General features: G+C 49.3%; 15 protein-coding genes. 7 read left to right on the top strand and 8 right to left on the bottom strand.

Annotation, left to right across the window (positions count from 1 at the left end):
- Nucleotides 1-36 precede the first annotated feature (36 nt).
- From fdhD to IPP66_10545, 8 genes are all read right to left on the bottom strand, one after another.
- Nucleotides 37-816: a formate dehydrogenase accessory sulfurtransferase FdhD gene (gene fdhD / locus IPP66_10580; GenBank protein ID MBK9925727.1), complete on the bottom strand. Its 780-nt coding sequence runs from the start codon at nucleotides 814-816 to the stop codon at nucleotides 37-39.
- Between the two features lie 142 nt (nucleotides 817-958).
- Nucleotides 959-1,582, bottom strand: coding sequence for a DUF402 domain-containing protein (locus IPP66_10575; GenBank protein ID MBK9925726.1), 624 nt, complete (start codon nucleotides 1,580-1,582; stop codon nucleotides 959-961).
- Nucleotides 1,566-1,784 carry a hypothetical protein gene (locus IPP66_10570; protein ID MBK9925725.1) on the bottom strand — a complete coding sequence of 73 codons (219 nt, stop codon included), beginning with the start codon at nucleotides 1,782-1,784 and terminating at the stop codon, nucleotides 1,566-1,568. Before IPP66_10570 ends, IPP66_10575 begins: the two co-directional genes overlap by 17 nt.
- 47 nt (nucleotides 1,785-1,831) lie before the next feature.
- Nucleotides 1,832-3,547: an alpha-glucosidase gene (locus IPP66_10565; GenBank protein MBK9925724.1), complete on the bottom strand. Its 1,716-nt coding sequence runs from the start codon at nucleotides 3,545-3,547 to the stop codon at nucleotides 1,832-1,834.
- Nucleotides 3,548-3,579: 32 nt separating this feature from the next.
- Nucleotides 3,580-3,810, bottom strand: a complete 231-nt coding sequence (locus IPP66_10560; protein ID MBK9925723.1) for a cytochrome b5 — start codon at nucleotides 3,808-3,810, stop codon at nucleotides 3,580-3,582.
- A gap of 114 nt (nucleotides 3,811-3,924) precedes the next feature.
- Complete coding sequence (locus tag IPP66_10555; GenBank protein MBK9925722.1) at nucleotides 3,925-4,671, bottom strand: LysM peptidoglycan-binding domain-containing protein; 747 nt, start codon at nucleotides 4,669-4,671, stop codon at nucleotides 3,925-3,927.
- 126 nt (nucleotides 4,672-4,797) lie between these two features.
- A complete protein-coding gene (locus tag IPP66_10550; protein ID MBK9925721.1) occupies nucleotides 4,798-5,643 on the bottom strand; it encodes a TerC family protein in 846 nt (281 codons plus the stop codon).
- A gap of 36 nt (nucleotides 5,644-5,679) precedes the next feature.
- Nucleotides 5,680-6,378, bottom strand: coding sequence for a 1-acyl-sn-glycerol-3-phosphate acyltransferase (locus IPP66_10545; GenBank protein MBK9925720.1), 699 nt, complete (start codon nucleotides 6,376-6,378; stop codon nucleotides 5,680-5,682).
- Between the two features lie 74 nt (nucleotides 6,379-6,452).
- On the opposite strand from IPP66_10545, the gene IPP66_10540 reads away from it, so the two are divergent.
- From IPP66_10540 to IPP66_10510, 7 genes are all read left to right on the top strand, one after another.
- Nucleotides 6,453-6,614 carry an LPXTG cell wall anchor domain-containing protein gene (locus IPP66_10540; protein ID MBK9925719.1) on the top strand — a complete coding sequence of 54 codons (162 nt, stop codon included), beginning with the start codon at nucleotides 6,453-6,455 and terminating at the stop codon, nucleotides 6,612-6,614.
- Nucleotides 6,615-6,625: 11 nt separating this feature from the next.
- Nucleotides 6,626-8,452 (top strand): alkaline phosphatase family protein, encoded by a 1,827-nt coding sequence (locus tag IPP66_10535; protein MBK9925718.1) that lies wholly within the window; start codon nucleotides 6,626-6,628, stop codon nucleotides 8,450-8,452.
- Nucleotides 8,452-9,060 (top strand): sulfotransferase, encoded by a 609-nt coding sequence (locus IPP66_10530; protein MBK9925717.1) that lies wholly within the window; start codon nucleotides 8,452-8,454, stop codon nucleotides 9,058-9,060. Before IPP66_10535 ends, IPP66_10530 begins: the two co-directional genes overlap by 1 nt.
- Nucleotides 9,061-9,119: 59 nt before the next feature.
- On the top strand, nucleotides 9,120-9,689 hold the full coding sequence (locus IPP66_10525; protein MBK9925716.1) for a hypothetical protein: 570 nt from the start codon (nucleotides 9,120-9,122) through the stop codon (nucleotides 9,687-9,689).
- Nucleotides 9,690-9,692: 3 nt separating this feature from the next.
- Nucleotides 9,693-11,234 carry a sulfatase-like hydrolase/transferase gene (locus IPP66_10520; protein ID MBK9925715.1) on the top strand — a complete coding sequence of 514 codons (1,542 nt, stop codon included), beginning with the start codon at nucleotides 9,693-9,695 and terminating at the stop codon, nucleotides 11,232-11,234.
- 37 nt (nucleotides 11,235-11,271) lie between these two features.
- Nucleotides 11,272-12,564 carry a phosphopyruvate hydratase gene (gene eno / locus IPP66_10515; GenBank protein MBK9925714.1) on the top strand — a complete coding sequence of 431 codons (1,293 nt, stop codon included), beginning with the start codon at nucleotides 11,272-11,274 and terminating at the stop codon, nucleotides 12,562-12,564.
- A 77-nt stretch (nucleotides 12,565-12,641) separates the two neighbouring features.
- Nucleotides 12,642-13,766 carry a VIT1/CCC1 transporter family protein gene (locus IPP66_10510; GenBank protein ID MBK9925713.1) on the top strand — a complete coding sequence of 375 codons (1,125 nt, stop codon included), beginning with the start codon at nucleotides 12,642-12,644 and terminating at the stop codon, nucleotides 13,764-13,766.
- Nucleotides 13,767-13,785: the final 19 nt, after the last annotated feature.

Below are 13,785 nucleotides of genomic sequence, written 5' to 3'. Positions count from 1 at the left end.
AGACTTTATCTTAATCACATCATACCAGTTAAATCATCACCCATTTACTCCAACCCGTTGCGCGTTCGAATACACATTGAAACGATGTTTCCTCGCGTACCCGATCAACGTAATGCCATATCGCTCCGCCATCTCAATGGAAAGCGAACTCGGCGATGTGCGCGAGATCAAAATCGGTGTCTGCATCCGCGCAGCCTTTTGCAACATCTCGGAGCTGATACGCCCGGTCGTGATCAAGATCCGTTTTTCGGGCGAGACGTTGTTCATCAAACACAACCCCGCGATCTTATCGAGCGTGTTGTGTCTGCCAATATCCTCTGCTGACAACAAAACCTTCTCCCCATCGCTCAACGCGGATGTATGGACTCCGCCGGTCTCACGATACAAAGACTGCGCATCAAACAGCATCTCCACTAAGTTCCCAATCGCCTCCGGCTGGACCTCAAGCCTGTCTCCATCAAAAGAGACATTGGGCTTCGCTAGAAGATCCACAGCCGTCATGCCACCCGTGCAACCAGAAGTCCTTCGCCATGAGGTAGGTTGTTCCACATCGTGACTCAACCATACGTCCACGTTATCGCCATGCTCACAGACGCGTGCATCCACCACTTCGCTCATGGATTCGATGATGCCTTCGTTGTACAGAAATCCCACTGACAATGCTTCCAGATGGACCGGCGTACACATGAACGTCAACCAGACCTTGCCATTGACCGTTAACGAAACAGGAGTCTCAACAATAGTCTCTGCATCGTGATGTTCCCACTTCTTGAATTCGTATCGGTCATATTGAATTGCTTTTTGAGGGGTGATCATGGTTGCTCCAACCGGTAAAATCAATTAATGTCACTCTGAGGGAGCGTTCTTTGCAACCGACACTTGCACCGCACGCAAGTGCAGGTGAGAGTCTCTGTTGCGATGGTAAAGATGCTTCGCTCAGCATGACAAACTCAAGTTTTTAGATCTTATCCCAATTCTCAGGCAACTTGGGCGGTAACCAATTCGGGTCAGGTTTCCAATCCAACCAGGAACCATCGAAGGGATAGTGGCGGTTTTCAAGCTTATCAAATATCTCTGGCTTTGCGGTTTCGATACCCTGAATCCATTCGGAAGTTATCAAGCCGTGATCAATCGCTTTTTGATAATCGTCCTCATCCTTCCACCTGAAGCCAAAGCTTGGATCAATGTCAATATCAAGATCCAGATCTAAAGTGTCAATTCCACAATGACTTCTCATATAAGGGGTTTGAAAATTGACGTAATACCCCAAAAATTCATTACGCTCGTGATGCCAAAAAAGCATGATGGAATAATATTTCTCCGGTTCCACAATAGCCAACACGCGATTGGTATGCCATGCGAAACTACCGAGGACCCAATCATGTTCCGTGAAATCCCAACGGCGATTGCCATGTTTCCCCATACCCATGGCGTAGGTCTTCTCTGCAATGCCTTCAGCGCCAGGGAGAATCGTCACTACAATCTCATTAGGTTTATCGGCAACAACGATTGCTGACACAATATGCCATGGACGGTTTCCAGCAATTCCCCTCCATGCAACAATGTCACCGGGTTTCCACATTTTTATGTTTCTCCGAGTTACGATGGGCTTTGTAGAAGATATCAGGGTCGGCAAGGAACGCACCAAGACATGAGTCTGTGCAGAGCAGGATCGTTCGTCCGCGATATTCGGTACGAGGGAAGTAAGCGGAATCCGTATCACGGAAGATACGTCCACAGAGGGTGACGAATTGTTTTGGGCGGGATTTTTGTTTTTGAAGCATAAGTATGGAAGTTTGAGATTGCTTCGCTCCGCTCACAATGACGGATATTATTTCACTTCGGCAATGAACGCTTCGAAAGAGCTGATGTTAAGGTCTTGAGGATTCAAGTCCGTTTTGGAGCGGGTGGCGCTGGAAAATAGAAGGTGCAAACTTTTACCTTTGAATTCTTTTGTCCGCAAGAAATTCAATTCGAGTTTTGCTTCGGAGAAGTTCAATACAACTAAAACTGTTTGCTGACTAGAACGGCGAAGAAAAGAGAAATGTTCCTTGGCTGTCTTATCAAGCGGGATATATTCGCCCTCGATCAAGGCAGGCGTATTTTTGCGAACACGTAAAAGGTGTTTGTAGTAATTAAGAAGTGAGCTTGGGTTATGTCCCTGGTCGCGGACGTTGATGCCGTCTTTAAAGTTCGGATTAACAGGAAGCCATGTGTCCACGCCAAAGGGAGAGAATCCGCCATTGGGATTGTTAGACCATTGCATGGGTGTACGATTCTTATCGCGAGACATTTTGGCAGCAAGTAAGGCGGCTTCGGCTGGTTCTATTTTGAGTTCATTGATTAATCTGCCGTAATACCAGGTTGCCATCGTGTCGCGCAATTTGGTCGGGTCGGTGATGATGAGATCTGTCATACCGATCTCTTCGCCGTCGTAGAGGAAAGGAGTCCCTTTGAGAGTCAACACCAATGCGGCGTGGAGGCGTGCCAAGTCAGCATCATGTTGTTTGTCACCAAACGCTGTATGAACACGGGATGTATCGTGATTACCAAGCGTATTACACGGCCAGCCTTTAACAGGAAGCGCTTCCAGTTGAGTCAAACGCTCCTTTTGGTTGCGCCGAATATGGTCAGGAGTGATGCGTGCTGTCCGCATGAGAGGGAAGTTGAAGACGAGTTGTAGTTCATCGTCACCATTGCCGTGAAATTCAATGTGATCATCCTCGCCCACTAACATGCGGTCACCGTCATATTCATTCAGAACGGCACGCAATTCTTTCATTAGTTCATGCACGCCGGGTTGTTCCACTTGATTCTTGAACATCTCTTCCCAGTATTTTCCGACTTTCTTTTTCTCGGCAGGGGTCTTTGCAGTTTCAGAGGCAAGACGTAATTGCGCTAAATCCATCGGGACAGTGTGTGGTGTAAGGTTAGGGTCTTCGTAAATAGTGCCGATGGCATCGAGGCGATAGCCATCCACGCCAAGGTCAAGCCAAAAACGGACCGCATCCCACATGGCTTGTTTGACCTGAGGATTATGCCAATTGAGGTCAGGCTGTTGCTTCATGAAATAGTGATAATAGTATTGATCGCGCTCAGGTGAATACGTCCACGCTTCGCCATCAAAACAGGATTGCCAGTTATTCGGTGGTGTATCGGCCCAGACGTACCAATCCGCTTTGGGATTATCGCGGCTGGATTTTGATTCAAGGAACCAGGGGTGCTCATCGGATGTATGATTCAGGACAAGGTCCAGAATGACGCGTAAATTTCGTTTGTGCGCTTCGGCAAGGAAATGTTTGAAGTCATCCAAAGTTCCGTATTCAGGCGCAACGTTCATGTAATCGGAAATGTCGTAGCCACAATCCCAATTGGGAGATGGGAAATGAGGTGAGAGCCAAAGGGCATCTACACCAAGGTCGGCGAGGTAATCCAGCTTTTCGGTGATGCCTCTGAAATCGCCAATACCATCGCCATTTCCATCGGCGAACGAACGCGGATAAATTTGATAAAAGACTGCAGTCTGCCACCACTTGAGATTTGACATAGATTGATTCCTTGAATTAGAGATTTCCAAAATCAGGAGACTTTGGATTCCAGTTTCCCAACGATTTTCACACAAGGTCTTGAAAAAACATCTTCCTCATGCGGCGCATCAGGAAGCTCGGATGTGAGATCTTGCCCGGGGAAGTGCAGTCTCTCGTGTAAATCAAGGCGCCATCTCGGGCAATCGGTCACATCGTAGACGATTCCATTATAGGCAATATATTTTCGAGAACCACGGTCGCCGTTATTACGGCGCAGTTCCATTTCAGTGATAATGAGTTCGGGGATTTGCATGGACAGAATTATACAAGGGATTGAATTAAACGAAAAAGCAGGACGCACATTAAAGGCACGTCCTGCTTTTATCGAATTTGCGCTTTACCAAAGAGTGATTACCTGACCGACATAGATCACATTCGCATTCTTGATCGTGGGATTCAGCCCGAGCAACTTCTCAACGGTCGTTCCGTATCGATTGGCAATGATCTTGAGCGTATCGCCTTTCTGAACGATGTAGGTGGAGATGTACGCCGGAAGTGTAATGGCCTGACCAACATAGATCACATTGGGGTTAGCAATATTATTGAGTTGAAGGATCGCATCAACCGATGTGTTGAACTTTGCCGCGATTTTCCGCAGGGTATCACCTTTCTGCACGTAGTAGGTCTGTCCAGAAGAAGGGGGCGGTGGTGGCGGGGGTGTAGTGGAATGATCATAGACCTTGATCTGCTGTCCTTCGTAGATCACGTTTCTATTTGTAATCTCCGGGTTGTCGGCAAGCAGGATGTCAATAGTGGTGCCAAAGCGGGTTGCCAAACCTTTAAGAGAATCACCGCGAGCAACAACATAGACGAAATATCCACCATCGGTACCGAGAATGGTACCCGGCAACTGCAAGACCTGTCCCGGATAGATCAGATTGCCAGACCCGATCTCGGGATTCGCTCGTTGCAGGGCCGAGACGGTCGTGCCACAACGCTCAGCGATCTTGCGCAACGTGTCGCCTTTTACGACGGTGACGCTGGAACCGCATCCAGCCGCCGCATAGGCCGAGGATGTAGTTGCAAACGTGGCAAATAACATTGCCATAAGAACAAAAGACTGTAATATTTTTTTGGTGTTCATCGAAACCTCCATTTCGTTATAACCATACAGAAGATGATTCTCAAATTAAAAAAGTTCCCGGTGTTACCCTCAGATTACTCCTAGGGTGACACCGGGAATATAACAATTGTATTGCAACAGTATGGATTAGCGCTTCTTACCCTTCGATTTGGGCTTGGATTTATTGGCAACCGACTTTGCCTGCACTGGCACAGCCGCCGCTGGAGCCTTCTCCACTATATACGCATCCCGCAAGTTGACTGGATGAGCTGATTTCTCACGTATACGCAAATTAAGCAACTCCACAAGGATCGAGAAGCCCATCGCGAAGTAAATATATCCCTTCGGAATATGTTGGTGCAATCCTTCGACGATCAGGGTGAAACCGATCAACAACAGGAAGGACAAAGCCAGCATCTTAATCGTGGGGTGTTTCTCCACAAAATGAGCGATGGGGCCAGAAGCAAAGATCATCACCCCAGCCGCGACGACCACAGCAATGATCATGATCATCAATTCATTGGCCATACCCACAGCAGTAATCACTGAGTCAAGCGAGAAGACAATATCGAGCAGCATGATCTGGATGATGACGCTCCAGAACGACGCATACACCTTGGAAGAGGCATGTCCTTCCACGCCTTCCAACTTATCATGGATCTCATGCACGCTCTTCCACAACAAGAACAAACCACCCGCCAGCAGAATCAAGTCGTGGCCTGAGATGCCGACGTTAAGCAAAGGCAGGGTAAAGAACGGCTCTTCTAAACTGATGATCCATGAAAGGGAAAGCAACAACAAAATACGGGTAATAACCGCCATCGAAATGCCGGTCATACGAGCGCGATCACGTTCCGCTTCTGGCAGTTTCCCCGCCAAGATCGAAATAAAGATCACATTGTCCACGCCCAACACAAGTTCAAGCACAACCAGGGTAATCAAAGCAACCCAAGCTTCGGGCTGTGAAACCCAATCAAACGACAACCATTCCATAACCATTCCTCCAGAGTAAAGTAGCAAGAGTATAACTTAATTTGGTTCAAAACCTTGTGGCACTATGCCATACACGCCACGCATTTCTTTTGGCAAAGCCTTTGCTAAAGTGAACATCAAACGGTCAGTCAGCGCCAGCGGACTCTCCCCAGCATTCGGCGTAATAGGCGGCAGGATCTGAATGTGGACACGTGCCCGGTGTGGAATCTTCTTAAAAAACTGGTCTGACCCTTGGACCGTTATTGGCACAATGGGACATCCCGCTTCAATCGCAAGTTTGGCTGTTCCTGTTTTAGCGACCTTTAGCCCAGCCCCTTGCGATCTCGTCCCTTCTGGGAACATGCCGAGGACAAGTCCGTGACGCAAGATTTTCAACGCATGGTCCATCGCCCACTGATCTTTCTCTCCACGATTGACAGGGAAACTGCTTAGGTTCCGCATCAAAATATCCATCACAGGATTTTTGAACAACTCAGCCTTCCCCATGAAAAATATCACACGAGGGACAGAGAACTGTATTGGGAACACATCGAAATTTGTTACATGGTTCGCCGCAAGAATAGCCGCCCCTTCGTAAGGAAAATTTTCAAGTCCGCTGACCTCGTATTTCATAACAGGGTAAAAAATAGCGCGGGCAAACAAGATCAATGCCCGGCGCTGGAAAGTGTCAGCGAAATAGAATTTCTTTTTGTCTCTAGAATCAGGTTCAAGTGGGGAATGAGGCGCTGAGTCCATAGTGAAAAATCGGTCACCTAAAGTGGATTATACTTGCAATCACAATTTACCAATCGATAAAGGAGTTAGTCAAAATGTATATTGACCCCAACACAGGCGGCATCCTGTTTCAGGCACTGGCCGGAGCGTTAGTAGCTGTTTCAGGTGTATTATTTATTTTTTCACGCAGAATCAAAGAAGGGATTGCCAAACTTCGCCGCCGTTCACGTGAAAACAAAGAAGAAACCCAGGAATAGACTAGTTTTGCATGAAGACTCTTATTCTGGGGTTTGATTCCTTTAACCCTGCAACGTTCGAAGATATGTTGGGCAAGGGACAAATGCCCAACTTTGAAAAGTTCAATCAGTGGAACGGATATTCCCGTTTAGATGTTTGCTCTCCCCCACAGACCGAGGTTTCATGGACGAGCATTGCCACCGGCACAGACCCGGGTGGCCACGGCATCTTCGATTTCGTTCATCGCGACCCAGGCACATATATGCCCTATGTGTCCATTTTGCCGACACGCAAAAGCGCATTGGGTGAGCAGTTCGTTCCCCCTTACACAGCCAAAACTTTTTTTGAGGAAGCCTCTGAATTAGGCTACCCCGCAACAGCGCTGTGGTGGCCGGCCATGTTCCCTGCCCGCCCTGAATTACCGGTGATGACCATCCCCGGCCTTGGCACACCCGATATCCGTGGACAACTTGGGGTGGGTACGTTCTTCACAACCGAAACCGAAGAGAAGAAAAAAGTTCGCGTTGTGAAATTAGAATCGACTGGGAAGAATCGTTATCAAGCTGAACTGCCGGGGCCGCAAGTACCGAGCAAGACGGGGCCGAAGTTCATCACTCTGCCACTCACCCTCGATATCATTGATAACAACCTCGCTGAACTCTCTATTGATGGCAAAAAGATTCAACTTCGTTTGGGCAAGTGGAGTGAGATCATTGAGTTGAAATTCAAAGCAGGGCTTCTCGTCAACGTCCATGCAATCACACAGGTCATTCTCACAAATACAAACGGCGTTGTCCGTTTTTATGTTCAACCCTTGCAGATCCATCCGCTTCATTCCACATTCAACTACACAGCATCGAAATCATTCGTCAAAAAGTTGTGGACGGAAGTCGGCCCGTTCCTTACGCTCGGCTGGCCGCAGGACACCACCGGTCTCGAAGATGGTTGTATCAACGACGAACAATTCCTAGACCTCTGCCAACTCATCTTCGATCAACGCATCCGCATTCTCTATCATCTGATGGGCGATTTTCGTGAGGGTGTACTCGCGGCCATCTTTGATGATCTCGACCGCGTGCAACACATGTTTTTCCACAACCGGCAGGATATCGTCCGCGATTGGTATCAGCGGTTGGATCGTTTCGTCGGTGATGTACAGCAGAAAATCTCAGGCTGGGATAGCAAGCATCGTTTCATCGTGATGTCGGATCATGGCTTTAGCAACTTCCAGCACAAGGTCCATTTGAATCGCTGGCTTCTCAATGAAGGTTATCTTGCATTCAAGAATGGCAACACATCGGGCGATCTCACCCATGTGGATTGGGCCAAGACCCGCGCGTATTCTGTTGGTCTCAACAGCATCTACTTGAACATTCAAGGCCGCGAGGGGCAAGGCATCGTCCAACCTGACGCGATCGAAAGTACATTGGCTGAGATCAAAGATAAATTGGTCAACTGGAAAAACTCCAATGGGGACTCAGTTGTCGAAAAAGCACGACTCAAGCACGAGGTGTACTCCGGTCCCTACACACGCCTCGGCCCCGACCTTATAGTTGGGTACGCCGCAGGATACCGTTCCTCCGCTGAGACCGGGGTCGGCAAAATTCCTGAAGCGGTCATGGAACCCAATACCGATCACTGGGGTGCCGATCACTGTATGGATGCAGATATCGTGCCCGGTGTATTGTTTGCCAACCGTGACCTGCGCGATTTTGGGGCCATCTCCTTCCGCGATATTCCCTTCCTCGCCATCGGCAAACACCTCGACCAATCCCATGTCAAACCGCCCTCGCACTCCGCCGGTGGACAAGGTCAAAAAGATATTGAGGAAAGATTGAAGGGCTTGGGATACTTGTAGTGAAAAACCCATTGTCTTTATTCAGTAAAAAGAAACAACCCAAACTACCTGTTGTCATTGTGTCGGGCCTGCCAAGGTCTGGTACTTCCATGATGATGAAGATGCTCGTGGAAGGTGGCCTGCAAGCTGTCACCGACGGCTTGCGTCAGGCCGACAACGACAACCCCAATGGATATTTCGAACTCGAAGCCGTCAAAGAGATGACGCGAGGCAACCTGACGTGGATGGATGGCGCCAATGGCAAGGTTGTCAAAGTCATCTCATCCCTGCTTGAATATTTGCCGCCACAACATTCTTATAAGATCATCTTCATGGAACGGGAACTGAGCGAAGTCCTTGCATCACAGCAGAAGATGCTCACGAACCGAAACGAAACTTCCACAGTGGAAGATGAAGAGATGAAACAACAATTTCAAGGTCACCTCAAGACAGTTAGAGCCTGGCTCGTGCGGCAACCGAATATCGAAGTGCTGTACGTCAATTTCAACGCGCTCATGGCAACCCCTGAACCCTTCTGCTCCCGTATCGTGGAGTTCCTTGGTCTGCCCATGAATCTTGAACACATGCTATCTGTGCCCAACAAGAATTTATACCGAAACCGTTCATGATTTGAAAAAGCGCAATTTGTGACCGCTCTGGGTATAATTTGGCCCCGGAACTTGAATTAATGTTACGAACCTACTCCAAACAGGGACTCTGGTCCCTTTTCTTAATGTGCGCCTTCCCATTTCATCTTTGGGCTCTCATCATGGCCTTCCGGGATATATCCTGGGTAGCCGAGCGGACCAATACATGGGACGCTGTCGGTGTGGTGGCATATGGGCTGTTATTGGCGCTAGTTGAAAGTATTCTTGTATTTCTTATTTTCACAGCAATTGGTTTTGTCTTGCCAAAACAATGGGATGTTGATACACGCGTTGCATTTTTGAGTCTTATCGTCCTTATCATTACTCTGTGGGGAATACTTAGCCAGTTCTTCTTTCTTTGGAATATCAATCTCCCCGCCCCGCTGATGCAGGCTCTTGCTCGTAACGCACATCCCCTACGCGTTTTATATGCAGGGAGTTTGATCATCGTTATCCCAACGGTCATACTTCCCGTGTATTTCTTCTTGCGTACGAACAAAGTATTCCTGTTCATGCAGGAATTGATCGAGCGTCTTTCCACATTGACCATGTTGTATCTGTTCTTTGACCTTATCGGTTTGATCGTGGTGGTCATCCGTAATATTGGATAAATCATGAAACGTCCCATTTCACGCAGAGATTTTTTGAAGCTGGCTGGGGTTTTACCCGCTGGTGTTGCCGCTTCACAAACCTTTACCAAACTTGGAATGCCACAACCCCTGCAAAGCGGACAAGCGAACGTACTTGTGATCGTTTTCGATGCACTCTCCGCGTATCACCTATCCATGCACGGTTACCCACGCGAGACCATGCCTAACATTACAAGGCTGGCGGAGCGAGCTGTCGTGTATCACAACCATTATGCAGGAGGAAATTTCACGACACCCGGTACAGCATCCATTTTGACTGGGACGCTCCCATGGACACATCGCGCATTTCAATCCAATGGCACAGTGAGCGACGACTTTATCACGCGTAATATATTCAGCGCCTTCAAAGATCATTACGGGATCGCCTATACCCATAATCCATGGGCAAATAAGATCCTGAGCACGTTCGGCAGTGAAATCGATGAGTTAATCCCTTGGTACTCACTCTTTCTCGGCTCGCAAGATGATGGGTTCATTCATACTCTTTTCAAGAACGATGACGATATCGCCTCGTTAAGTTGGACGCGCAACATCAACATAAAAGAGCAAGGCACCGCCTACTCACTGTTGATATCACATCTCTATCAACTCCTGCGCGAGAAGCATATCGCGGATTACAGGAAACTATTCCCGCGTGGCATTCCGTCCATTGAAGCTTCACAGAATGTATTCACACTCGAAGATGCCGTGGATTGGACTGTCAAACGCCTGCCTGCCCTGCCCCAACCATTCCTTGGGTATTTCCATTTTCTGCCGCCGCATGATCCTTACCGAACCTCACAAGAGTTTTATGGCCGCTTCGGGCAGGATGGTTACGCACCGGTCGACAAGCCCGATGACTCTGTCTTCTCACAGAAAAAATCCAAGGCAGAGATGCTGAAACAGCGTACTGAGTACGATGAATTCATTCTGTATGCAGACAAGGCTTTCAACGATCTGTACATGAAATTGGAATCGCTTGGCTTATTGGAGAACACCTGGCTTGTGCTTACGTCTGATCATGGTGAAATGTTCGAACGTGGTATAGTAGCGCATGGCACGGACTCGATGTATGAGCCAGTCATCCGAACGCCATTAATGATCTTTGAACCGGGGCGCAAATCTCGCACAGACGTATACACGAATACCAGCGCGATAGACCTTCTACCCACCCTCCTGCATGTAACGGGGCAGGCGGTTCCGGAATGGGCCGAAGGGGAAGTATTGGCTCCTTTCGCTGAATCAGCTTCGGGGTCGGAAAGAAGCGTGTATACGATGAGATCCACAAAAAACGGGAAGTTTGTCCCCCTTACGCATGCATCCGTCACATTGACGAAAGGACGATATAAGCTACACTATTATTTTGGATACAGTGAACGCAATATATCCGAATTGGTCAAGCTGTTTGATGTAGAATCGGACCCGGAAGAATTGGTTGACCTCTCATCATCACAAAAAGCAATTACAACCGAACTTTTGAACGAATTAAAGATAAAATTAGACACTGTTAATCAGCCCTATCTATAACTCGTGATCGGTTATAAAAACATATTGGAGAAAAAAAATGGACACTATTATCGAAAGTATTTCAGCATTGGAAGTTCTTGACTCGCGCGGCAACCCGACCGTTGAGGTTGAAGTTGCGCTTGCGGACGGTTCATGGGGACGCGCGGCTGTGCCGTCAGGCGCATCCACCGGCATACATGAAGCGCTTGAATTGCGCGACGGCGACAAGAAACGCTATCTTGGCAAGGGCGTTTCGCAGGCTGTGGCGAACGTCAACGGCGTGATCTCAGACGAACTCTTCGGCTGGGATGCAACCGACCAGAAAGGTCTTGATGCCGCATTGCTCGAACTGGATGGCACACCCAACAAATCAAAGCTCGGCGCGAATGCAATTTTGGGTGTGAGCCTTGCCGTTGCTAAAGCTGCGGCCAACTCTTTGGGTCTGCCGCTCTATCGCTACCTCGGTGGCGTGTATGCGCACGTGTTGCCTGTGCCGATGATGAACATCTTGAACGGTGGCGCACACACTGCCTGGCAATCGACTGACATGCAGGAATTCATGGTCATGCCGTTCGGTGCTCCTTCTTTCTCTGAAGGCTTGCGCTGGGGCGCGGAGATCTACCACGCGTTGAAATCCGTGTTGAAGGAAAAGGGCTATGCCACACTCGTCGGTGATGAAGGCGGTTACGCTCCTGCTTTGAAGGCCAACGAGGAAGCTCTCGAAGTCATTCTTTCTGCCATTTCAAAGGTAGGTTTCAAAGCCGGTCGCGGACTCGATGTCGCCATCGCGCTTGATCCTGCCGCTTCTGAACTCTATGAAGAAGACAGCAAGATGTACAACCTCCGCAAGGAAGGCAAGAAGTTGACCGGTGAACAGATGGTTGAATTCTGGGCCAAGTGGGTCAAGGATTATCCCATCGTCTCCATCGAAGATGGTCTTGCACAAGACGACTGGGAAAGCTGGAAGTTGGCTGTCAAAACCTACGGTGACAAATGCCAGATCGTCGGTGACGATTTGCTCGTGACCAACCCCGAACGCGTCCGCAAGGCGATCAAAGAGAACGCCGCAAACGCTTTGCTCGTGAAGGTGAACCAGATCGGTTCCTTGACCGAGACCATCGAAGCCGTGGACGAATGTCAGCGTGCTGGATGGCGTGCGGTCACCAGTCACCGCTCTGGCGAAACCGAAGATGCGACCATCGCAGACATCGCTGTGGCGCTCAACACAGGTCAGATCAAGACCGGTGCTCCCGCCCGCTCTGACCGTGTGGCGAAATACAATCAACTGCTCCGCATCGAAGCAGAACTCGGCGATACCGCCAAATACGCTGGCTGGGCTGCGCTGAAGTAAGTTAACTAAAACTAACCGTCATTGCGAGGAGGGCTACGCTCTCTTCGCAATGACGGTTTTATTTTTGGGAGGGAACCATGTCTGAGCAAGAGGATATTAAGAGATATTTTGCCAACAGGCAAAAAGAGATCGACGGGGCGGCATTATATAACGTACTGGCAGAAAAAGAATCACAACCACAAATGGCAGAGGTCTATCGCAAGTTGGCGGCAAGCGAAGAGAAACACGCCGCAACCTGGGAAAAGAAACTCTCTGACCTTAAAGTGACCATTCCCCCGCGCAAACCGACCTGGCGCGCCGCGACCATGATCTGGCTGGCACAACGATTCGGCACACAGTTCGTACTTCCAACAATTACCAGCAACGAAAAAGCCGATAGTCAAGCATACGATGGACAGTCCGATGAAGAGGCGAAGGAGTTTTCGCTCGAAGAAAAATCTCATGCGCGCTTACTTTCCGTTGCGTCCACTTCCACAGGCGGCATGTCTGGTGGAGTCGTTGCCCAACTCGAGGGACGTCACAAAGCCAGCGGAGGCAATGCCCTGCGCGCGGCAGTCCTCGGCGCGAACGACGGTCTCGTATCCATTCTCAGCCTCACAATGGGTGTAGCAGGTGCAACCAACTCACGTCCTGATATTCTGATCGCAGGTCTCGCTGGTGTACTCGCAGGTGCAGGTTCGATGGCGCTTGGCGAATGGCTCTCGGTGCAAAGTTCGCGTGAACTCTACGAACATCAGATCAAGATCGAAGCGGAAGAGATCGCAGAAAACCCTGAGGAGGAGCAGGAAGAACTTGCTCTGATCTATCAATCGAAAGGCCTGCCTGAAGACCGCGCACGCGAGATGGCGGCACACATGATGGCAGACAAAGCCAACATCCTTGACACGCTCGCGCGCGAAGAGCTCGGCATCGACCCCGAAGAACTCGGTGGCTCTGCATATGAAGCCGCATTCACATCGTTCTTCCTTTTTGCGTTCGGTGCGCTCTTCCCGATGCTCCCCTACTTCTTCTGGAGCGGCACACTCGCCATCGCCCTCAGTCTCATCGTCAGCGCCATCGGTCTCTTCATCATCGGTGCCGCAATCACCTTGATGACAGGTAAAAGCGTTTTATTCTCTGGCACGCGTCAAGTGCTGGTCGGCATCGCCGCCGCCGCGCTCACGTATGGTATCGGTAAATTAATCGGCGTTTCCCTCGGTTAAAAACAAAGGACGGGTTTGA

The sequence above is a fragment of the Candidatus Defluviilinea proxima genome, from assembly GCA_016721115.1.
Taxonomy (GTDB): domain Bacteria; phylum Chloroflexota; class Anaerolineae; order Anaerolineales; family Villigracilaceae; genus Defluviilinea; species Defluviilinea proxima.
The sequence above is the reverse complement of the archived record's forward strand: the minus strand, read 5'-3'. Positions and strand labels throughout refer to the sequence as shown.

What these genes read in the sequence shown, in the direction of transcription:
- IPP66_10555 (MBK9925722.1), bottom strand. Translation starts at nt 4,671, where the DNA reads ATGAACACCAAAAAAATATTACAGTCTTTTGTTCTTATGGCAATGTTA.
- fdhD (MBK9925727.1), bottom strand. Translation starts at nt 816, where the DNA reads ATGATCACCCCTCAAAAAGCAATTCAATATGACCGATACGAATTCAAG.
- eno (MBK9925714.1), top strand. Translation starts at nt 11,272, where the DNA reads ATGGACACTATTATCGAAAGTATTTCAGCATTGGAAGTTCTTGACTCG.
- IPP66_10545 (MBK9925720.1), bottom strand. Translation starts at nt 6,378, where the DNA reads ATGGACTCAGCGCCTCATTCCCCACTTGAACCTGATTCTAGAGACAAA.
- IPP66_10510 (MBK9925713.1), top strand. Translation starts at nt 12,642, where the DNA reads ATGTCTGAGCAAGAGGATATTAAGAGATATTTTGCCAACAGGCAAAAA.
- IPP66_10565 (MBK9925724.1), bottom strand. Translation starts at nt 3,547, where the DNA reads ATGTCAAATCTCAAGTGGTGGCAGACTGCAGTCTTTTATCAAATTTAT.
- IPP66_10570 (MBK9925725.1), bottom strand. Translation starts at nt 1,784, where the DNA reads ATGCTTCAAAAACAAAAATCCCGCCCAAAACAATTCGTCACCCTCTGT.
- IPP66_10560 (MBK9925723.1), bottom strand. Translation starts at nt 3,810, where the DNA reads ATGGAACTGCGCCGTAATAACGGCGACCGTGGTTCTCGAAAATATATT.
- IPP66_10575 (MBK9925726.1), bottom strand. Translation starts at nt 1,582, where the DNA reads ATGTGGAAACCCGGTGACATTGTTGCATGGAGGGGAATTGCTGGAAAC.
- IPP66_10535 (MBK9925718.1), top strand. Translation starts at nt 6,626, where the DNA reads ATGAAGACTCTTATTCTGGGGTTTGATTCCTTTAACCCTGCAACGTTC.
- IPP66_10540 (MBK9925719.1), top strand. Translation starts at nt 6,453, where the DNA reads ATGTATATTGACCCCAACACAGGCGGCATCCTGTTTCAGGCACTGGCC.
- IPP66_10520 (MBK9925715.1), top strand. Translation starts at nt 9,693, where the DNA reads ATGAAACGTCCCATTTCACGCAGAGATTTTTTGAAGCTGGCTGGGGTT.
- IPP66_10550 (MBK9925721.1), bottom strand. Translation starts at nt 5,643, where the DNA reads ATGGAATGGTTGTCGTTTGATTGGGTTTCACAGCCCGAAGCTTGGGTT.
- IPP66_10525 (MBK9925716.1), top strand. Translation starts at nt 9,120, where the DNA reads ATGTTACGAACCTACTCCAAACAGGGACTCTGGTCCCTTTTCTTAATG.